The organism is Frigidibacter oleivorans (assembly GCF_003993775.1).
GTDB classification, from domain to species: Bacteria; Pseudomonadota; Alphaproteobacteria; order Rhodobacterales; family Rhodobacteraceae; genus Frigidibacter; species Frigidibacter oleivorans.
In genome coordinates this window covers 145,866-165,560 of the sequence record NZ_RJRZ01000003.1, presented here as the reverse complement: position 1 = coordinate 165,560, position 19,695 = coordinate 145,866, and the positions used below count along the sequence as shown (strand labels likewise).

Annotated in this window: 18 protein-coding genes; 6 read left to right on the top strand and 12 right to left on the bottom strand. The window is 72.1% G+C overall.

All coding sequences use genetic code 11. The features are described 5' to 3' along the window. Window positions 1-325: 325 nt before the first annotated feature. The 6 genes from EEY80_RS06050 to EEY80_RS06025 are packed head-to-tail and all read left to right on the top strand — an operon-like array spanning window position 326 to window position 5,458. On the top strand, window positions 326-943 hold the full coding sequence (locus EEY80_RS06050; protein ID WP_126975684.1) for a sugar transferase: 618 nt from the start codon (window positions 326-328) through the stop codon (window positions 941-943). Continuing rightward, window positions 940-1,878, top strand: a complete 939-nt coding sequence (locus EEY80_RS06045; protein WP_126975683.1) for a methionyl-tRNA formyltransferase — start codon at window positions 940-942, stop codon at window positions 1,876-1,878. Before EEY80_RS06050 ends, EEY80_RS06045 begins: the two co-directional genes overlap by 4 nt. Next, window positions 1,875-2,591: a PIG-L deacetylase family protein gene (locus tag EEY80_RS06040; protein ID WP_126975682.1), complete on the top strand. Its 717-nt coding sequence runs from the start codon at window positions 1,875-1,877 to the stop codon at window positions 2,589-2,591. Before EEY80_RS06045 ends, EEY80_RS06040 begins: the two co-directional genes overlap by 4 nt. Before the next feature lie 10 nt (window positions 2,592-2,601). Continuing rightward, complete coding sequence (locus tag EEY80_RS06035) at window positions 2,602-3,825, top strand: DegT/DnrJ/EryC1/StrS family aminotransferase (protein ID WP_126975681.1); 1,224 nt, start codon at window positions 2,602-2,604, stop codon at window positions 3,823-3,825. Beyond that, window positions 3,822-4,793 carry an ATP-grasp domain-containing protein gene (locus EEY80_RS06030; RefSeq protein ID WP_164738162.1) on the top strand — a complete coding sequence of 324 codons (972 nt, stop codon included), beginning with the start codon at window positions 3,822-3,824 and terminating at the stop codon, window positions 4,791-4,793. The genes EEY80_RS06035 and EEY80_RS06030 overlap by 4 nt, the downstream gene beginning before the upstream one ends. Before the next feature lie 5 nt (window positions 4,794-4,798). Beyond that, complete coding sequence (locus EEY80_RS06025) at window positions 4,799-5,458, top strand: HAD family hydrolase (protein WP_126975680.1); 660 nt, start codon at window positions 4,799-4,801, stop codon at window positions 5,456-5,458. Here the strand turns inward: EEY80_RS06025 and EEY80_RS06020 are convergent. The 12 genes from EEY80_RS06020 to EEY80_RS05965 all read right to left on the bottom strand — a co-directional run bounded on the left by EEY80_RS06020 (window position 5,422) and on the right by EEY80_RS05965 (window position 19,263). Next, on the bottom strand, window positions 5,422-6,537 hold the full coding sequence (locus EEY80_RS06020; protein ID WP_126975679.1) for a glycosyltransferase: 1,116 nt from the start codon (window positions 6,535-6,537) through the stop codon (window positions 5,422-5,424). The two genes, EEY80_RS06025 and EEY80_RS06020, sit on opposite strands and share 37 nt — an antisense overlap. Window positions 6,538-6,539: 2 nt before the next feature. Next, window positions 6,540-7,574, bottom strand: coding sequence for a glycosyltransferase family 2 protein (locus EEY80_RS06015; protein WP_126975678.1), 1,035 nt, complete (start codon window positions 7,572-7,574; stop codon window positions 6,540-6,542). Next, entirely contained in the window at window positions 7,571-8,635 is a 1,065-nt protein-coding gene (locus EEY80_RS06010; RefSeq protein ID WP_126975677.1) for an NAD-dependent epimerase/dehydratase family protein, read from the bottom strand. The genes EEY80_RS06015 and EEY80_RS06010 overlap by 4 nt, the downstream gene beginning before the upstream one ends. A 3-nt stretch (window positions 8,636-8,638) precedes the next feature. Beyond that, entirely contained in the window at window positions 8,639-8,941 is a 303-nt protein-coding gene (locus EEY80_RS06005) for a hypothetical protein (protein ID WP_126975676.1), read from the bottom strand. Beyond that, window positions 8,938-10,239 carry a class I SAM-dependent methyltransferase gene (locus tag EEY80_RS06000; protein WP_126975675.1) on the bottom strand — a complete coding sequence of 434 codons (1,302 nt, stop codon included), beginning with the start codon at window positions 10,237-10,239 and terminating at the stop codon, window positions 8,938-8,940. Before EEY80_RS06000 ends, EEY80_RS06005 begins: the two co-directional genes overlap by 4 nt. Next, window positions 10,236-11,441: a DegT/DnrJ/EryC1/StrS family aminotransferase gene (locus tag EEY80_RS05995; RefSeq protein ID WP_126975674.1), complete on the bottom strand. Its 1,206-nt coding sequence runs from the start codon at window positions 11,439-11,441 to the stop codon at window positions 10,236-10,238. The genes EEY80_RS06000 and EEY80_RS05995 overlap by 4 nt, the downstream gene beginning before the upstream one ends. Window positions 11,442-11,469: 28 nt before the next feature. Beyond that, window positions 11,470-12,636, bottom strand: coding sequence for a CDP-glucose 4,6-dehydratase (gene rfbG / locus EEY80_RS05990; protein ID WP_126975673.1), 1,167 nt, complete (start codon window positions 12,634-12,636; stop codon window positions 11,470-11,472). An 11-nt stretch (window positions 12,637-12,647) separates the two neighbouring features. After that, window positions 12,648-13,466 (bottom strand): glucose-1-phosphate cytidylyltransferase, encoded by an 819-nt coding sequence (gene rfbF, locus EEY80_RS05985; protein WP_126975672.1) that lies wholly within the window; start codon window positions 13,464-13,466, stop codon window positions 12,648-12,650. Between the two features lie 109 nt (window positions 13,467-13,575). Next, entirely contained in the window at window positions 13,576-15,276 is a 1,701-nt protein-coding gene (locus EEY80_RS05980; protein WP_126975671.1) for a hypothetical protein, read from the bottom strand. After that, entirely contained in the window at window positions 15,273-15,692 is a 420-nt protein-coding gene (locus tag EEY80_RS05975) for a GtrA family protein (protein WP_235829734.1), read from the bottom strand. Before EEY80_RS05975 ends, EEY80_RS05980 begins: the two co-directional genes overlap by 4 nt. Then, window positions 15,692-16,975 (bottom strand): glycosyltransferase family 4 protein, encoded by a 1,284-nt coding sequence (locus EEY80_RS05970; protein WP_126975669.1) that lies wholly within the window; start codon window positions 16,973-16,975, stop codon window positions 15,692-15,694. The genes EEY80_RS05975 and EEY80_RS05970 overlap by 1 nt, the downstream gene beginning before the upstream one ends. After that, a complete protein-coding gene (locus EEY80_RS05965; RefSeq protein ID WP_126975668.1) occupies window positions 16,972-19,263 on the bottom strand; it encodes a polysaccharide biosynthesis protein in 2,292 nt (763 codons plus the stop codon). The genes EEY80_RS05970 and EEY80_RS05965 overlap by 4 nt, the downstream gene beginning before the upstream one ends. Window positions 19,264-19,695 lie beyond the last annotated feature (432 nt).

The window sequence follows — 19,695 nt, the reverse complement described above, 5'->3', positions numbered from 1 at the left end:
GTTGAAATCACTCTCGTCCAATCGCCGCGGCGCCTGCGGCCGCCGGACTCCGCGCTCCGGTCCGACTCGGGCCCGCCACCATGTCGCGAGTATGAATGTTGAATTGAATTGGTTTTTGGGGCAAGCTGCCATTAACAATTCGTCAACGCTTCCATTCGCCATCGGCCCTTCCGTTCAGGGGCTACCGTCCATTCGTCCGTTTTGCGCCTTGCCTTTCGCCGGCCGGACCGACCGGCGAGTCCCTCAATTCGCCGTTTTCACGATCCGGGTGGAATTCCGACATGGCCGCCCCCGAATTACCCGATGAACCGCCCCCGAATTGCCCATGAACCGTCTTCTTGAAATCTTTGTGGTGCTGATCGCGGCGCCGGTCTGGCTGGCGCTGCTGCCGGTCGTCTGGCTGGCGACGCGGGCGCTGCTGGGGACTCCGGTCTTCTTCGGCCAGGTCCGGGCGGGCCGGGGCGGGCGGCCCTTCCGCATCGTCAAGTTCCGCAGCATGACCGATGCCCGCGATGCCGGGGGCCGGCTGCTGCCCGACGCGCTGCGCCTGACCCGGGCGGGGCGGGCGATGCGGGCACTGCGGCTGGACGAATTGCCGCAGCTCTTCGCCATCCTGCGCGGCGACATGGCGCTGGTGGGGCCGCGCCCGCTGCTGCCGCAGACGGTGGAGGGGTTCGGGGCCAGGGGCCGGCTGCGCGGCAGCGTCCGCCCCGGCCTGACCGGCTGGGCGCAGGTCAGCGGCAACACCGCGCTGACCGATGCGGAAAAGCTGGACCTCGACCTGTGGTATGTCGCGCACCGGTCGCTGGCTCTGGACCTGCGGATCCTCGGCGAGACCATCGCCGTCGCGGCCTTCGGCGAACGGCGGCGGGCGGACCGGATCGCGGCGGCGGCGCGGTGGGCCGAATGCAGCGGCCCACCCGTCGCGGCGGGGCTGGCATGAGGACGGTCTTCGTCGGCGCGGTGGAGGGCTCGCGCGTGGGGCTGGACGCGCTCTGCGCGGCGGGGCTGCCGCCGGCGCTGGTGGTGACGCTGCCGCCCGACCTCGCGCACCGGCACTCCGACTATGCCGATCTCGCGCCGCTGGCCGCGCGGCACGGCATCCCGCTGCACCTGACCCGGCGCAGCGACGCCGACGAGACCTGCGAGGCCATTGCCGCGCTGGCGCCCGACCTGGTGCTGGTCATCGGCTGGTCGCAGCTCTGCGGCCCGCGCTTCCGCGCGATCCCCCGGCTCGGCTGCATCGGCTTCCACCCCTCGGCGCTGCCGCGGCTGCGGGGCCGGGCGGTGATCCCCTGGACGATCCTGCGGGGCGAGACCGATGGCGGCGCGACGCTGTTCTGGCTGGGCGAGGGCGCGGATACCGGCGACATCGCGGCGCAGCGGCTGTTCCCGCTCGACCCCGCGGCGGAAACCGCGCGCAGCCTCTATGACAAGGCGGTGGGGGCGTTGGCGGCGATGCTGCCCGACCTCGTGTCCCGGCTGGCGTCGGGCGAATTGCCGCGCCGGCCGCAGGACGACAGCCGCGCCACGCTCTGCGCCCGGCGGGGGCCCGAGGACGGGCGCATCGACTGGCATTCCCCGGCGGACGCGGTCGCGCGGCTGATCCGGGCCGCAGGGCCGCCCTATCCCGGCGCCTTCACCCATCTGCCGGGGGGGGCGCGGATCGTGCTGACCGGGGCGCGGCTGACCCCGCGCGGCGGCTATTACATCGGCATCCCCGGGCAGGTGCAGGCGCTGGAGGGGCGGGGCTTCACCGTGGCCTGCGGCGACGGCGCCTGCATCGACGTGCTGGACTGGCATCCCGCCGATGCCGGGGCCAGCGCGAACCCCCGCCTTCACGACATGCTGGGCCGACCGGCCGGAGACGCCAGATGACCGATGCGCCCGACCTGCCCGCTGCCTTCCCCCTCGCCGGTCCCCCCGGCAGCCCGGTGCTGGTGGTGGCGCCGCACCCGGATGACGAGGTGCTGGGCGCGGGCGGCACCATCGCCCGGCTGGCCCGGGCCGGGCATCCGGTGCATGTGGCCGTCGTCACCTCGGGCCGGCCGCCCCGCTTCGACGCGGCGGGCGTGGCGCGGGTGCGCGAGGAGGCGGCGCAGGCCCATGCGGCGCTCGGGGTGGCGGCAACCCACTGGCTGGGATTTCCCGCCGCCGAACTGGCCGAACATCCCCATGCCGACCTGAACGCGGGACTGGGCGAGCTGATGCGCCGGCTCGCGCCCGCGCTGGTGCTGGCGCCGCATCCGGGCGACATCCACATGGACCACCAGCTGACCTTCCTGTCCACGCTGGTCGCCAGCCGCCCGCATCAGGCCGACTATCCCGCCGCCATCGCCACCTACGAGACGCTGTCGGAAACCAACTGGAACGCGCCGCATCTGACGCCGGCCTTCCTGCCGAACCTTCATGTCGACATCACCGCGACGCTGGAGGTCAAGCTCGCCGCCTTCCGCCTGTTTGCCAGCCAGGTGCGCCCGGCCCCGCATGAGCGCTCGGTCGAGACGCTGCGCGCGCTGGCCACGCTGCGGGGGGCGACGGTGCACCGGGCGGCGGCGGAAGCCTTCTACCTTGTCCGTTCGGTGATCTGAGGAGGATGCCATGCAGGGCTGGCCGGTCTATGACGACGAACAGATCGAGGCGGCGGCGCGGGTGCTGCGCTCGGGCCGGGTGAATGCCTGGACGGGGCCGGATGTCGCGGCCTTCGAGGACGACTACCGCGCCCATCTGGGCATCGAGCACGCCATCGCCATGGCCAACGGCTCGGTCACGATGGACACTGCCTTGCGGGTGCTGGGCCTGCAGCCCGGCGACGAGGTGATCGTGACGCCGCGCAGCTTCGTCGCCTCGGCCAGCTGCGTGCTGCTGGCGGGGGGCGTGCCGGTCTTCGCCGATATCGACCCCGACAGCCAGAACATCACCGCCGCCACCATCGCCCCGCTGATCGGGCCCCGGACGCGGGGCATCATCCCCGTGCACCTCGCCGGCTGGCCCTGCGACATGCCGGCGATCATGGCGCTGGCGGCGGAACACGGGCTGTGGGTGCTGGAGGATTGCGCGCAGGCGCATGGCGCGACGATCGGCGACCGGCCGGTGGGCACCTTCGGCACCATGGCCTCGTTTTCCTTCTGCCAGGACAAGATCATCTCGACCGGGGGCGAGGGCGGGATGCTGGTCACCAGCGACCGCGACCTCTGGTCCCGGGCCTGGAGCTTCAAGGACCATGGCAAGAGCCACGACCTGGTCCATGCCAGCGATGCGCCGCCCGGCTTTCGCTGGCTGCATGCCGAGGGGCCGGGCACCAACCTGCGGATGACCTGCCTGCAGGCGGCCCTCGGGCGGGTGCAGCTGGCGCGACTGGCGGGCTGGCGGGCCGCGCGCGCCGCAAATGCCGCGATCCTGGCCGAGGCCTTCGCCGGCTGCCCGGCGCTGCGGGTGCCGATGCCGGGGCCGGGGATCGCCCATGCCTTCTACCGCTTCTACGCCTTCGTGCGGCCCGAGGCGCTGGCCCCGGGCTGGAGCCGCGACCGCATCCTGGCCGAGATCGCGGCGGCGGGCCAGCCCGCCTTCGTCGGCAGCTGTTCCGAGATCTACCGCGAACGCACCTTCGCCGCGCGCGGGATCGGTCCCGGCGCGCCGCTGCCGGTGGCGCGGGAACTGGGCGAGACGAGCCTTGCCTTCCTCGTCGATCCCACCTGGGACGCGGACCGGATCGCGGCGCTGGCGGCGACGGTGCGCGCGATCTGCGACCGGGCCGCGGGTGGCGGTGTGGGCGGCGACGCGACCGGCGGGGGCGGATCGCGGACCGTGGCGGTGGCCGGATGACGACCGGCCTGCTCCGTGTCCTGCTGACCTCGGCCGGGCGGCGGGTGGAGCTGCTGAACTGTTTCCGCGCCGCCGCCGACCGTCTGGGCCAGAGGCTGGAGGTTCTGGCCTGCGACCTGACGCCCGGCCTCAGCGCCGCCTGCGCGATGGCCGACCGCGCCGCGCCGGTGCCCCGCGCCACCGACCCCGGCTATGCCGATGCGGTGCTGGACCTCGTGCGCCGCCACGGGATCGCGCTGGTGGTGCCGACCATCGACCCGGAACTGGCGCCGCTCGCCGCCGCGCATCCGGCCTTCGCAGACCTCGGCTGCCGCCTCCATGTTTCGGCCCCCGGCGTGATCGACATCGCCCGCGACAAGCAGCGCACCGCCGAGGTTCTGGGCGCGTCCGGGGTGCCGGTGCCGCCGACCCTGCCGCCCGAGGCGCTGCGCGACGATCCCGCCGCGCTGCCCTGGCCCGTCTTCGTGAAGCCGCGCGGCGGCAGCGCCAGCCGCGGCCTTGCGGTGATCGACCGGCCCGAAGACCTGCCCCCGGCCTTCGACGAGCCGATGATCTGCCAGCCGCGGCTGTCGGGGCCGGAATTCACCGTCAACCTTTTCGTCGATGCCGGCGGCACCCTGCGCTGCGTGATCCCGCATCGCCGCCTGCAGATCCGGGCGGGCGAGGTGGAAAAGGGCCGGACCGAACGCCTGCCGGTGCTGCGCGCGATTGCCGAAGGGGTGGCGGCGGCGCTGCCCGGCCTGCGCGGCGCCGCCTGTTTCCAGGTGATCGAGGATGCCGCGCAGGGACCCCGGGTGATCGAGATCAACGCCCGCTTCGGCGGCGGCTATCCCCTGGCCGACCATGCGGGCGCGACCTTCGCGCAATGGCTGCTGGAAGAGGCGACGGGCCGTCCCTGCACCGCCCATGACGCCTGGCGCGACGGGGTCGAGATGCTGCGCTATGACGCGGCGGTGTTCCGGGGCTGACGGCGATGATCGTCTTCGACCTCGACGACACGCTCTATCTGGAACGCGACTTCGCCTTCAGCGGCTATGACCATCTGGGCGAACGGGTGCAGGCGCTGCATGGCGTGGCAGGCTTCGGGCCGGCCTGCCGGGCGCTGTTCGAGGCGGGCGAGCGGCGGCGGATCTTCGACCTCGCCTGTGCGCGTCTCGGCTGGGCCGAGGGCGCGGCGCTGGTGCCGGAACTGGTCGCCGCCTATCGTGCCCATCCGCCGCGGATCGCGCTCTGCCCCGATGCGGCGCGCTGGCTGGACAGCCATCCCGGCCCCTTCGGGCTGATCACCGACGGGCCGGGGCAGATGCAGGCGAACAAGATCGCGGCGCTCGGGATCGTCCCGCGCATCGCGCATCGCTGCGTGACGGACTGGCTGGGTCCGGGCCGGGGCAAGCCGCATCCCGCCGCCTTCGCGCTGATGGAACAGGCGGGCGGGGCGGGGCGGATGGTCTATGTCGCCGACAACCCCGCCAAGGATTTCGTCACGCCGAAGGCGCGGGGCTGGCTGACGGTGCAGGTGACGCGGCCGGGCGGCGTTCACGATCCCGCGCCGCCCGATGCCGCCCATGCCGCGCATCTGCGGCTGGCGGATCTCGATCAGCTGGACAGCGCGCTGGCCGGGGCGCCGGCCTGATCCGCCCGCGCGGGGCGGGGGACCGAGGCGATCAGCCGGTCCCAGTCCGACAGGATCCGCGCCGGGTCCAGCGCGGCGCGCGACGGGCCTGCCGCCGCCGCCATCCGCCGCCGCAGCGCCGGATCGCCCGCAAGCCGGGTCATTGCCGCGGCCAGTGCCGACACATCCTCGGGCGGGACCAGCAGCCCGTTCTCGCCCGGCCGGATCAGTTCGCGCGGGCCATAGTCGCAGTCGAAGGCCACCACCGGCAGCCCGGTGACCACCGCCTCGGCGATGACGTTCGGAAACCCCTCGAAGCGCGAGGGCACCACCAGCAGGTCCGCCGCGCCGATCCAGCCGCCGGGCCGGTCGGTCGCCCCCGGCATTTCCACCTTCTCGGCGACGCCCAGACGGTGGGCGAGGGCGGTCAGCTGTGCCCGCTCCGGCCCTTCGCCGAAGATGGTCAGCCGGGCAGGCCGGTCCGCATGCATCCGGGCGAAGGCCGCGATCAGCAGGTCGAACCCCTTCTGCCGGTCCAGCCGCCCGACCGCCACCAGACGCACCGGCCCCGCCGCCCCGGTCTCGGCCCCGGCGGGGGCGAGGCCCGGCAGCGGCTCGCAGGGATTGGCGATGACATGGGCCCGCGCCCGCACCGACCGGGGCAGGTCCTGCCGGGCGCGGTCGGTCTGCATCACCGCCGCCGCCGCCCGCCGCATCAGCAAGGCCTGCGCCGGCCGCCACAGCGGATGCGCCGCCTGCCGGGCGGGGTTGTTGCGTTCCGACACGATCACCGGCACCGGCAGCCCGATCCCCGCCGTCAGCGTCAGGGCGTTCACCTTGGTCAGGAAGGCGATGGCGAGGTCGGGGCGCAGGTCGCGCAGCAGCCGGCGGATCGCGGCCAGCCGCGCCACCGGTCCCGCCGCCGCCAGCGCGTGGCGCCGCACCCCGGGCGGATAGGGGAAATAGCTGTCCGGCGTCGCCGCGCCGAGCGCCGCGACATGCACCTCGTCCCCCGCCGCGGCCCGGTGCGCGGCCAGCATTGCCACCACCTTCTCGGCGCCGCCGGCCCCGAACCCCACCTGCAGGATCACCAGCCGCATGGCTACTCGGCCGCCTGCACGGCGACGGGACTGGTCACCGGCTCGGGGATAGGGGCGGCGAAGGTCGGCGCGGGCGCGGCCGGATGCGGGACTGCGCCCGCCGGTGCCGGGACGTTCACCGCGGCCTCGACGATCGGGCGGTGCAGGTCCTTCGACTGCAGGAAGATCCGGCCCACATATTCGCCGAGGATGCCCATGAACATCGCGTTGAGCGTGATCGACATCAGCAGCAGCACCGTGGTCGTGGCGAAACCGGCGGGCCAGTCCTGGCCGAGGATCAGCCGCCCCAGCACATAGCCGATCATCAGCAGGAAGGTCAGCAGCCCCAGCGTCAGGCTGATCCAGGACGCGATGCGCAGGGGCAGCAGCGAATGGTTGATCATCCCGTCGATGGCCAGCGACAGCATCGCCCGGAACGGGAACTTGGATGTGCCCGCCACCCGCGCCCGCCGGTCGTATTCGAAGCCCGTCTGCGAAAATCCCATGCCGCTGATCAGCCCGCGCACATAGGGCGAGCGGTCCTCGATCCGGCGCAGCTCGTTCAGGATCACCCGGTCGGTCAGGCGGAACTCGCCCGCGTTGCGGGGCAGGTCGTCCTCGCTCATCCAGTCGATCAGCGCATAGAACAGCCGGCGCGCCGCCGCGACCGCCGGTCCGTCGGGCAGGCTGCGGCGGATGCCGTAGACGACCTGATGCCCCTGCCGCCACAGGTCCAGCATGCCGGGGATCAGTTCCGGCGGGTCCTGCATGTCGCAGTCGAGCTGGATGGCGCAATCCCCCGCGGCGGCGCGATAGGCGGTCAAGACCGACCGCTGGTAGCCCACGTTGCGGGAAAAGCGGATGACCTTCACCCGGGGGTCCTGCCGGGCGATGCCGGTCAGGATGTCGAAGGTGCGGTCGGTCGAGTGGTTGTCGGTGAAGATCAGCTCGAACTCGTGCCCCGGCAACCCGGCGAAGACCGCCTTTACCCGCTCATAGGCGGTGCGGACATTGTCTTCCTCGTTCAGGGCCGGGATCAGGATCGAAACCAGCGTCATGTCGCCACCGCCTTTCCGGGCTCGCCGCGGGTTCCCTGCAGATCCTCGTCGCGGCTGCGGCGATCCGCCTGCGACCGGTGCTGTGGCCGTTCGTGCGGCCGGTCCTGTGGCCGGTCCCGCGACCATTCCGGCGCGCGTTCCTCCGCCACCATCTGTGCCAGCCCCGCCTCGAGGCCGATCTGCGCGCGCCATCCCAGCGTGCGCGCCGCCAGCGACGGGTCCGACCGCAGGTCGAGCCGGGGTTCGTCCGGCCCCGTCGGCGGATCGCAGGCGATCAGGCCCGCGGGCGCGTTCGTCGCGCGCAGCACCGCCGCCCCGACCTCGGCCATCGTCGGGGCGTTGCCGGAACAGAGGTTGACCACCGGCGGCGCGGTGCCCGGAAGGTCCGCGATCCGCAGCAGCCCCGCGACCGCATCGTCGACATTCAAAAGGTCGCGGCGCTGGCCGGGGGTGCGGATGCGCGACATCTCGCAGCGCAGGCAGGCCCGGACCAGCATCGGGATCAGGAAGTCGCCGGATTGGGTGGCGCCATAGGTCAGCCCCAGCCGGGCGGTGACCGTGGCGAAGGGCAGATCCGCCGACATCGCGGCCAAGGCCTGGGTGCCGGCCAGCGCCGACCAGCCATGCGCCGTGACCGGCGCCTCGCGCCCGTCCTCGGCAAAGGGCTGCGGGGCGCGGCCGTATTCGGCGATGGTCCCGGCGCGGACGAGGATCGCAGGGGGGCTCGACAGCCGCGCCGCCGCCCCGGCCAGCGCCAGCAGCGGCAGCAGGTTTACCCGGCAGGCCTCGCGCAGCGCATCCGGCCCGGCGGCGGGAAAGCGGCTGGTGGCGCCCAGGTGGAAGATCGCCTCGGGCCGGGCGCTCGTCAGGCAGGCGGCGATCGCCGCGGCATCGTCGGGCGCGGCCTCGACCAGCCGCAGCCGGGGTCGGATGTCGGCCAGCCGCCAGGGGTCCGATCCCGGGCGGGCCAGCACCGTGACCGCATCCCCCCGCGCCACGCAGGCGCGGGCCAGATGCGACCCGATGAAGCCCGTCCCCCCGGTGATCAGCACCCGCGCCATCGGTCAGGCCCCGCTGCCGGCAAGGTCCGCCGCGTCCCGTGTCCCGCGCGCCCGCCGCCCGCCGAAGACCTGCCGCTGCGGCCAGCGCTCGAAGGCGAGCCGCGCCGGCAGGTAGAAATAGGGATGCACCAGATAGAGGCTGCAGCTGATCGTGCCGAGAAATTGCGCCGGGCGGGCCGACAGCAGCCGCGCGGTCAGGCTGTCGGGTTCGACCGCCACGGCCAGCGCCGCGATGCCGCGCAGGCCGTGGACGCCGGGGTTGAACCCGGCGCCCGTCAGCGAGGCGGTCATCGTCCCGCCGGTCATCGCGCCGCCGCGCTGGACTGGGGCGCCCCCGGCCCGTTGGAGACCGGGGCCGGCCCGCCGATGGTGACCTCGGGCTTCAGCGGCAGCAGGAACATGCCCCCCGCCGCCTCGTAGCCCGCCAGCTGTTCGCGGATCTCGTCGAAGAAGTTCCAGGCCAGCACCAGCAGGCAGTCGGGCCGCCGCTCCTCCAGCGCCGAGGGCGGCAGCACCGGGATCAGCTGGCCCGGGCTCAGCAGCCCCTGCTTCAGCGGGTTGCGGTCCACCAGATAGTCGAGCATGTCCGGCCCGATGCCGAAATAGTTCAGCAGCGTGTTCCCCTTGGCCGGCGCGCCATAGCCCGCGATGGTCATGCCCTGCGCCTTCATCAGCGCCAGCCGCGCCCGCAGCCTCTGGCGGATGCGCTCCACCCGTTCGGCGAAGGCGCGATAGGCCTCGGCATCGGTCAGGCCGGCGGCGCGTTCCTCCTCGATCATCTCGGCCACGATCGGGGCCGGGGTGTCGCCCAGTCGTTCGCGGCGCAGGAAGACCCGCATCGACCCGCCATGCACCGGGATCTTGGTCACGTCCACCACCGCGAAGCCGGTCGCCTCGCCCAGCCGGACGATGGACAGCAGGCTCAGTTCCGACATGTGCTCGTGATAGATGTTGTCGAACTCGTCGGTGGCGAGGATCTCTTTCGCCCAGGGCACCTCGATGACGAAGACGCCCTGTTCGTCCAGCAGGATGTCGATCCCGGTCATGAAGGCGTGCAGGTCGCCGATATGGTTGAAGGTGTTGGTCGTGGAAATCACCGCCGCCGGGCCATGGGCCTCGCGCACGCTGCGGGCGGTGGCGGGGGTGAAATAGGCGACATGCACCTCCACCCCCTGCGCCTGCGCCAGACCCGACAGGTTCGCCGCCGGGTCGATCCCCAGCACGCGCGACCCGTTCCGCGCCGCCTGTCCCAGCATCAGCCCGTCATTGCAGCCGATATCGACGATCAGCCCGCCGCGGGCATGATCCTCCAGCACCCGGGCGAGCCCGGCGAAATGCGTGTGCATCGTCACCGCGCCCGAGGGGACATAGAGGTAATCCTCGAAGAAGCCCGCGGGGATCTGGTCCGCCACCTGGATCAGCCCGCAGTCGAGGCAGGCCTGCGCGTTCAGCAGGAAGGCCGGTTGCGGACGGTCGCGGTCCTCGGGCCGGACGAACATGTTCGCGGGCGGATGCGCGCCCATGGGCAGGAACAGGGTCAGCCGGTCCGAGCCGCAGCAGCGGCAATGGCTGAGGGTATCGGCTGCCGGGGAAGGGTCGCTCATGATGCCACCGCGTGCTGAAGGGTTGAGGCGAAGGTGTCGAAGGTGTCGTGCATGTAGTCCATCTGCGCCTCGGTCAGGCCGTGATGGCAGGCCAGCAGGATGCCGCCGCGCATCACCGCATCGGCGACCGGATAGCCCTGCGCGCTGGTCCGGCAGGCGACGCCCTTCATCGCGGGCTGGCGCAGGATATTGCCGGTAAAGACCGGGCGGGTCTGGATATCGGCCTTTTCCAGCCGGATCTGCAGGTCGCGCCGGGTGAAGGGCGCGCCGGGCTTCAGCGTCAGCGCGAAGGCCAGCCAGCCGGTGCGCGCGCCCTCGAACTGGCGGGGCAGGATGAACCAGTCCTCGTAGCGGCGGAAGAATTCCAGATGCCGGGCGAAGTTACGTTCCCGCTCGCGGATGTTGTGGTCCAGCTTGTCGAGCTGCACCAGACCGAAGGCGGCGCTGATCTCGGACGGTTCGAGGTTGAAGCCGAGCGCCTCGAACACGAACTTGGAATCGTAGGGGATGCCGTCCAACTCGACGTTGAAGCGGTTCTCGATCGTCTCGCTTTCCACGAACAGCGACGAGGTCCGCCCCCAGGACCGCAGCAGGATCGCCCGGCGCGCCAGTTCCGGGTCGCGGACGCAGAGCATCCCGCCATTGCCCGCGCCGTTGATGACATGCGAGCCGTAGAAGCTGGTGGTCGAGATGTCGGAGAAGCGCCCGGTGCTGGTGCCGCCGACGGTCGCGCCCAGCGTGTCGGCGCTGTCCTCGATCACCGTCAGCCCGTGGCGGTCGGCGATCTCGCGGATCAGCGCCCAGTCGGGCAGGTTGCCGATCAGCGAGGGCACCATGATCGCGCGGGTCTTCGGGCCGATCATCGCCTCGATCTGGGTGGCGTCGATGTTGTAGGTGCCGGGCGCGGCATCGACGAAGGCTGGGACCAGCCGGCGGCGGACCAGGGGCGCCACGGTGGTGGCGAAGGTCAGGGCCGGGGTGATGACCTCGCTGCCCTCGGGCAGGTCGAGGAGTTCCACCGCGAGGTAATTCGCGGACGAGCCGGAATTGACCATGATCCCGTGCGGCTTGGCGAAGAGCGCGGCCACCCGCCGCTCCATCTCGCGCACATGGCGGCCCATCTGGGTCGAGGTCCGCAGCACCTCGACCACCGCCGCGATCTCGGCCTCGCCATGCACCGTCTGGCCGTAGTTCACCCTCATGACCCTGTCCTTCCCTGTGCGGCCGCCGTCATTGCGCCGCGATGGCCGTCGTCGCCGGCGGCTGCCGGCACATCATCTGGCTGTAGCTGTCGATCTGGCGCAGGGTCGCGGCCTCCATCGCCGCGGCCGTCCCCGCACCCTCTGCATGGGCGCGGTACCACTCGACCGTCAGGCCCACCGCCTGTTCCAGCGTCAGGCGCGGCATCCAGCCGAGCCCCGCGCGCGCCTTGCTGCTGTCGAGCCGCAGCAGCCCCGCCTCGTGCAGCAGGGGCGCGCGCGGCGCGTGTTCGTCGGGCTGCGGAGGCGCATGGTAGTCGATGCGCGGCCCTCCGCAGCCCCAGGCGGCGCAGATCGACTGCGCCAACACCTCGACCGTCACCGTCGAGGACGGGTCGGGTCCGAAATTCCAGGCCCCCGCATGGGCCGCCGCACCGGGGCCGAGCAGGCGGGCGGCCAGCGTCAGATACCCCGCCAGCGGTTCCAGCACATGCTGCCAGGGGCGCACGCTGGCCGGGTTGCGGATCTCGATCGCCCGGCCGGCGGCGGCGGCGCGCATGATGTCGGGCACCAGCCGGTCCGCCGCCCAGTCCCCGCCGCCGAAGACATTGCCCGCCCGCACCGTGGCCAGCTGCGGCCCCGCCGGATCGGCGAAGAAGGACCGGCGCCAGGAATGGGCGAGGATTTCCGTGCAGCCCTTCGAGGCGCTGTAGGGATCGGCCCCGCCGAGCGGATCGGTTTCGCGATAGCCCCAGACCCATTCGCGGTTGTCATAGCATTTGTCGCTGGTCACCACGACGACCGCCCGCAGCGACGGCATCCGCCGCGCCAGGTCCAGCACATGCGCCGTGCCCATGACATTGGTGGCGAAGGTCTCCACCGGCTGCGCATAGGACAGCCGCACCAGCGGCTGCGCCGCCATATGCACCACCAGCTCGGCATCCACCCCCGCCAGCGCCGCGGCCAGCGCCGCCGGGTCGCGGATGTCGGCGATGCGGCTGTCCACATGGGCGCCGACCCCCGCCGCCTCGAACAGCGACGGCCCGGGTTCGGGCGGCAGCGCGAGCCCCGTGACCCGCGCCCCCATCCGCGCCAGCCACAGCGCCAGCCAGCCGCCCTTGAAGCCGGTATGGCCGGTCAGCAGCACGCGCCGGCCGGCGAAGGCGCCGCCGAACTCCGTTTCGGGCAGGGGATGCATCGGCGCCGCCCTCAGATCGCGATGGCGGGCAGGGGGGCCGCCTCGGTTTCCGCCCCGTCCTCGGCAAAGCGCAGCCAGGGCGGCGTGCCCTCGTCGCACATCGAATTCAGCGAGTTGCGGTCGCGCACCGTGTCCATCGGATGCCAGAAGCCGCTGTGCCGATAGGCCATCAGCTCGCCGTCGCGGGTCATGTTGATCAGCGGCGACTGTTCCAGCGGTTCGGCATCGTCGATGAAATAATCCATCACCCCCGGCTCGAAGACGAAGAAGCCGCCGTTGATCCAGCTGTCGGCAGGCTTGATCTTCTCGCTGAACGACCCCACCCGGTTGCCGACGAGGTTGATCGCCCCGAAGCGCGCCGGCGGCTGCACCGCCGTCACCGTCGCCAGCCGCCCGTGCGAGCGGTGGAAGGCCAGCAGCGCGTCGATGTCGATGTTCCCCAGCCCGTCGGAATAGGTGACCATGAAGGTCTCGTTCTTCAGCCAGTCCTTCAGGCGGCGGATACGGCCGCTGGTCATGGTATGGGTGCCGGTATCGACGACCGAAACGTTCCAGCCGCCGGGGCTCGAGGGGAACAGCTTCACCTTGCCGGTGTCGACCGACACGTTGATGTTGTTGGCGATCAGGTGGTAGTTCGCGAAGAACTGCTTCAGCATCAGCGCCTTGTAGCCCGCCGACACGATAAAGTCGCGGTGCCCGAAATGGCTGTAGATGTCCATCACCCGGGCAATGATCGGACGGCCGCCGACCTCGACCATCGGTTTCGGGATCGTCACCGTTTCCTCGGCAAGCCGCGACCCGAGCCCGCCGGCAAGAAGTACAGTCTGCATTTCCGCGTCCTCCTTCACGTTCCTCTGCGGCCTTTGCGGCCTGGTATCCGTTCCGTCTCGTTCGCGTCGTCTCGTTGGCGTCTGTCCGGCCCGTCGTTCCGGTCCCCTCTCAGCCGGCAGGACCCCGCACCATGAGCACCCCCGCGCCATAGCGGTTCGTCAGCCCCTCCACCGGCACGGGCCGATAGCCCGCCGCCCGCGCCCAGTCGGCCAGGGGCGCCTCCAGTTCCGGCTCGTATCCCAGCAGGACCGCCGCCGGCGGATCGGCCGCGAACAGCGCGGCGAGGCCATCGGGGCCGGTCATCACATAGCGCGCCGCCAGATCGGGGGCGGTGTGGCCCGCGATGCGGAAGGCGAAGGGGCCGGTGGCGAATTCGGGATAGACCGGCAGCCCCGCCTCCAGCGGGTAGAGCGGCATCAGCGTGGCGATGCGGCCCGCGGGCGCGCCGGCCGCGTCCAGCGCCTCGGCCAGCCGCCGCCCGCCCTCGGCAAAGCGCGCGGCCTCGGTCCGGCCGGGGGCGGCAAGGCCCGCGGCCCCGGCGGACAGGCGCGGCAGCGCCACCAGCACCATCAGCACCAGCGCCGCAGCGATGGCGGGCGTCAGCGCCCGGGCCTGCGCCGCCGTCAGCCGGCGCATCGCCACGGCGGCGACCAGCGGCAGGCAGACCAGCGGCTGCACGTAATATTGCGGGAAGCCGGGCGTCGGCAGGAAGGCCATCGCCGCCGTCACCGCCAGCGCGCCAAGCGCCAGCGCCAGCGCATCGGCCCAGCCATCGGCGCCCTGCGGCCGGCGGAGGGCGGGGCGGGGGCGGAGAAGGTTGCTTCCGGCGGCATCGGCCGGGGCCAAGGTCGAGGCCGAGGTCGAGGTCGAGGCCGGGGACGCGCCCGCCCACAGCGCCGCCAGCGCCACCCCGGCCAGCAGCAGCGTGCTGCCGCCCAGCCAGGCGCCATAGGCCAGGATCAGCTTGCCGCGCGGGTCCATGGCCAGCCCCGGCTCGCTGGCCGCATTGGCCTGCCAGTAGGCGACATGCGGGCCGGTGTGAAAGCCCAGCACATGGGCGAGGAACAGGTCCGGCGCCGTCGCCAGATACCACAGGATCGGCGCCGCCCCGACGAGGCCGCCCAGCAGACCCGGCAGCGCCAGCCCCCGCAACCGGTCGCCGAACGTCCGGCGGCGCGGCAGCAGCAGCGCGGCCAGCAGCACCGGCGGCAGGAAGGCCACGGCGCTGACCTTCAGCCCCACGGCCAGCGCCAGCGCGAGGCCGGCGGCGAAGCCCGTCGCGGGCAGGACGCCGGGGCGGGGGTCCTCCAGCAGCGCGACCAGCACCAGCCCGAGGCCGATCATCGCGAAGGGCAGCGGCAGCAGGTTGTTGGTGGCGGCCATGCCCGCCTGGTCCAGCAGCGTGTCGCTGGTCGCCAGCGCCACCGCCGCCAGCAGCGCGAGCGGCAGGGAACGCGAGATCCGCTGCACCAGCAGCCCCGTCGCCGCCAGCAGCAGCAGCCATGCGGCAAAGACCGTCAGCCGCGCCACCATCAGCAGCCCCAGCCCCGGGGCCAGCCAATGCGCGGCGGCAAAGGCCCAGGGCGACAGCGGCACATGGTTGAAGAACAGTCCGGAATAGAGCGGCATCTCGCCCGCCAGCGCGGCGGGCGCCACGAACATCATCTCGTCCCGCCGGATGCCGAAATCGAGGATGCGGCCGAGGATCAGCGCCACCAGCACCAGCCCGCCCGCGATGGCGGCAAGGCGCAGCAACCATGGCCGCGGCAGGGCGCGGCGCGCCGGTGCGAAGGGATCGGCGAGACTCATGTCGCGGCCCTTTCCCTTTGGGGCGGCGCGGCGCCGAGCGCCCGGGCCACGATGACATAGGACAGCACCACGATCCCCGGCATCGCCAGCGCCTGCGCGGCGAGCGGGCCGAAGCCCGCGCGCATCAGCGCCTCGAGCGCGGCGATGTTCACGCCGTAGATCAGCAGGTAGCCCGCGGCATAGAGCGGCAGGCGCGCCAGGCCGCCGGTGCCGAAGACGAGGCTGCGATGGGTGGCGAAGTTCCACAGCACCCCCAGCAGGAACTGCACCGCCACAGCCCGGCGCGGAGGGGCGCCCGCGGCCAGCGCGGCGGCGAAGATCGCATAGCCCACGGCGGTGTTCAGCAGACCCACGGCGAGGAAGGCCAGCGGCCGGCGCAGGCGGGGGGGCAGGTGGGGGGCGCGGGGCGTCGTCATCACGCGGCCGATGCCTCCCTGTCTGCGGGGGGCGTGGCGGATTCGAGCCCCATATGCGTCAGCAGCAGCCGGTTCACCGCATGCACGTCATGCCGGGCGCAGGCCAGCGCCCGGGCGGCGGCGCCCATCCGGCGGGCGAGGTCGGGATCGGTCAGGTACCGTTCCATCGCCGCGGCCAGCGCCCGGGCATCGCCGCGCGGCACCACATGGCCCTGCACGCCGTCGCGGATCGTCTCGCCGCAGCCGGGGGCGTCGCTGGTGATGACGGCGCGACCCGAGGCCATCGCCTCGAGGATCGTGCGCGGCACGCCCTCGCGCAGCAGGCTCGGCAGCACGAAGACGCTGCAGGCGCGGAAGTAGGGCGCCACGTCGCGGGTCTGGCCCAGATGGCGGAACAGGCCCTCCGCCTGCCAGCGGGCCAGCGTCGCAGGGTCGATCGCGTCGGGGTTGGTATCCTCGGGTCCCAGCAGGTCCACCGTCACCGCATGGCCGCGGGCGCGCAGCTCGGCGGTGGCGCGGGCCAGCACCTCCAGCCCCTTGCTGCGCAGCAGCCTGCCGACGAAGAGGAACCGCACCGCGCCCTCGGGCGGGGGGCTCGCGGCGAAGCGGGCGGTGTCCACCCCCGAGCCGGGGACGTCATGCAGGGGCACCCGCGCCGGGATCAGCCGGTGCCGCCGGATGTCGCGCCGTTCCTGGTCGTTGTAGCAGAAGGCCGAGGTGACGCCGGTCAGCGCCACCCGGTGCAGCCCCACCACCACCGTCCGCACCGCCCGCCGCTTCAGCCGGGCGGCGAGGGGCGCGGGGGCCTCCTCGGGCGCCTCATCGGTGAAGGCATAGCCGAGCCCGGTGAACAGGGCATGGACGCCCGGCACCCCCGCCCGCCGCGCGGCGAGGCTGCCATAGAGGATGGGCTTCATCGTGTAGGACAGCACCAGGTCCGGCCGTTCGGCCCGCATCAGCCGGGTCAGCGCGTCGAGCGTGGCGAGGTCGCGCAGCGGGTTCATCCCCGTGCGGTCCATCGGGACCGCCGCGCAGGCGATGCCCTCGGCCGCCAGCCGGTCGCGGGTGGCGGGGTCGATGTCGGGCGCCACCGCCAGCACCCGGTGTCCCTGCGCCACCATCCGCCGCATCAGGTCCAGCCGGAAATTGACCAGCGACCAAGCGAGGCTGCCGATCACCATGACCTTGCGGGGGCCGGTGCCGCCCGCGGCGCACGCGGTGTCGCCGGGGGCGCGCGCCGGCAGCCGCGCCAGCGCCGGGCCGGAAGGGGCGAGGCTGGTCATGACGGCCTCACGCCCCCGCGGCCCGCCTCCGCCAGCACCTTGCTTGCGGCCGGCGCGGCCTTGCGTCCGGCCATCTGTGCCGCGACCTGCATCGCCGGCAGGTTCGCCTCCATGTCCGCATCCGCCCCGGCCAGCGCGGGGACGGCACGGTCCGCCCCCGTCCGGGCGCCGCCCTCGCGCAGGGTGCGGTCCAGCCGGGCGCGGCCGGTTTCCTTGGCATTCTCGCTGGCCGTTCCGGTCCCTGCGCGGTCGGCCAGGTAGCCCGGCACCAGATCGCGCAGCGCCGCCTTCACCGCCGCCTCGTCGCCGCTCCGCGCCGCCGCCTCGATCCGCCAGATCGCGGCCCGCAGCCGGGGCATCGGCACGCCGGCCGGCACCGCCGACTGCACGCCGGGAATGCCGCTGTCCTTGCGTTCCTCGGCGCGGTCGAACAGTTCCTCGAACAGTTTCTCGCCGGGACGGATGCCGATCACCTTGATCTCGATGTCGCGGTCCGGTTCCAGCCCGGCCAGGGCGATCATCCGCCGCGCTAGGTCGATGATTTTCACCGGCTCGCCCATGTCGAAGACGAAGATCTCGCCATGCCCGGCGCGGTTGGCCAGCCCCTTGGCCGCCGCCACCAGCGACAGTTGCACCGCCTCGCGGATGGTCATGAAATAGCGGGTCATCCGCGGGTCGGTGACGGTCAGCGGCCCGCCATGCCGGATCTGGGTCTGGAACAGCGGGATCAGCGAGCCCGAGGAGCCCAGCACATTGCCGAACCGGACCGAGAAGAAGCGGGTGCGTTCGTCGGTTTCCAGCGTGATGCGGTCCTGCGCCTGCACGTAGAATTCCGCCACGCGCTTGGTCGCGCCCATCACGCTGGTCGCGTTCACCGCCTTGTCGCTGGAAATCTGCACCATCGCGATGGCGCCCACCCGGCGCGCGGCATCGGCGACGTTGCGGGTGCCGATCACATTGGTCAGCACGCCCTCGCAGGGGTTGGCCTCGACCATCGGCACATGTTTCAGCGCGGCGGCGTTGAACACCAGTTCCGGCTGATGGCGGGTGAAGATGTCGTTGATCCGGGCCGCATCGCGGATGCAGGCCACATAGATCCGCCGCCGCACGCCGGGGAAGTGGCGGGCGAGGTCCATGTCGATCGTGTAGGCATTCAGCTCGCTGTTCTCGACCAGGATGAATTCCGACGGGTCGAACGAGGCGATCTGCCGGGTCAGCTCGCTGCCGATGGACCCGCCCGCGCCGGTGACCAGCACCCGCCGCCCCTTGATCAGCGACCGCAGCATCGAGCGTTCCACCGCCTTTTGCGGGCGGTCGAGGATGTCCTCGGGGTCCACGGTGCGCGGCTGGCCGGCGGCGGCGGGGCCCAGCGGTTCGGTATCGCTGATCCGCGGCAGCTGCGCGACGGGGATGCCATGCGCCTCGGCCCAGGCCACGATCTTGCCGATGCCGGCGCTGTCGAAATGCGACAGGGGTTCTGACAGAAAGACACGGCGCGGCAAGGTGTTGGCGGCGCGCAGGCCCGCGATCACCCGGTCGGGTTCGAGCACGGAGCCGAGGATCTCGACATCGTGGAAATAGAGCCCGCGCGTGCCGCTGATATCGTCGATGATGCCCATCAGCGCATGTTTCGCGCCCGGATTGCGCAGCGAGCGGACGAAGAGATCGGCATTCGGGCCGGTCCCGACCAGCAGCACCGGGCTGCGCGGCTCGCCGGCCTCGGCCGGCCCGCGCCAGGGCCCCCGGCTGTCGCCCCGCGGCCCGTGGCGCGGATAGGACCCGTCACGGCCCTGCGCCCGCCGGGCGCGACGCACGGCCTCGCGGTGACGGGCGGTCAGGCGCAGCGCCGCCATCGCGGGCATGGCCATCAGCGCCTGCATCACATGGACGCTGGGGGGCAGTTGCGACAGGCCGGGCAACAGCATCGCGCAGAGCCACAGCAGCACCGCCGCGATCCCGGCCCCCCGGGCCAGGCGCAGCGTGTCGGGTGCCGAGGTGGTGACCGAGCGCTTGCGATAGAAGCCGCTCAGCGCATAGACCGCCACGCCGACCGGCATGGCGAGGGCCGCGAGCGTCATCAGGTCCTGCCCGGCGGCGACGGCGGTTCCACCGGCCCGGTGCACCAGCACCGACAGCACGACAGAGCCGGAGGTGGCCGCCGCATCGGCGACGACCAGCCGCCGGTTTGCCCAGAGTTCGAGCTTCAGGCGGGAAACAGACGGGGCGAGTGTTTTGAATAGAAGGGCTGTCCGGGTTTCGGCCAGCAAAGGGAAATTGATAAAAGCCATTCGTCGGAACCCTCGCGTCAAGCGCCGCCGCACCAAATAAGCCACCGCCCCGTTCTGCGCGGGTTCTAAAAATCCAGTTTCGGATTGCCGCGTTGGCGAAAACGGCATGGCGCGGCTGTCACGCCCGAACGGGCGCGAATAGACTATTGCCTGTCAAATTCAGGACGGACCCGGGAACCGCGCTGGAAATGACCAGCGCCTGGTTTTCACCTGGATTTAATTGGCCTCAGCAGCCCATCCACAAAAGCAGTTTAGCATTAATACTCTGGTAATCAAAGATATTCGGGCCTGTCAGGCATTTAGCCGAATCGCGCCTGGGTTGAATGCGGCTTTTTGGTGTCGAATTTGCAGCTTTTATCGACGACATGTGGTGGTTCGGGGAAGGCCGAACCGGATATATGGCAGGCTCTTTCGGTTCCGGTCTCGGCCGGG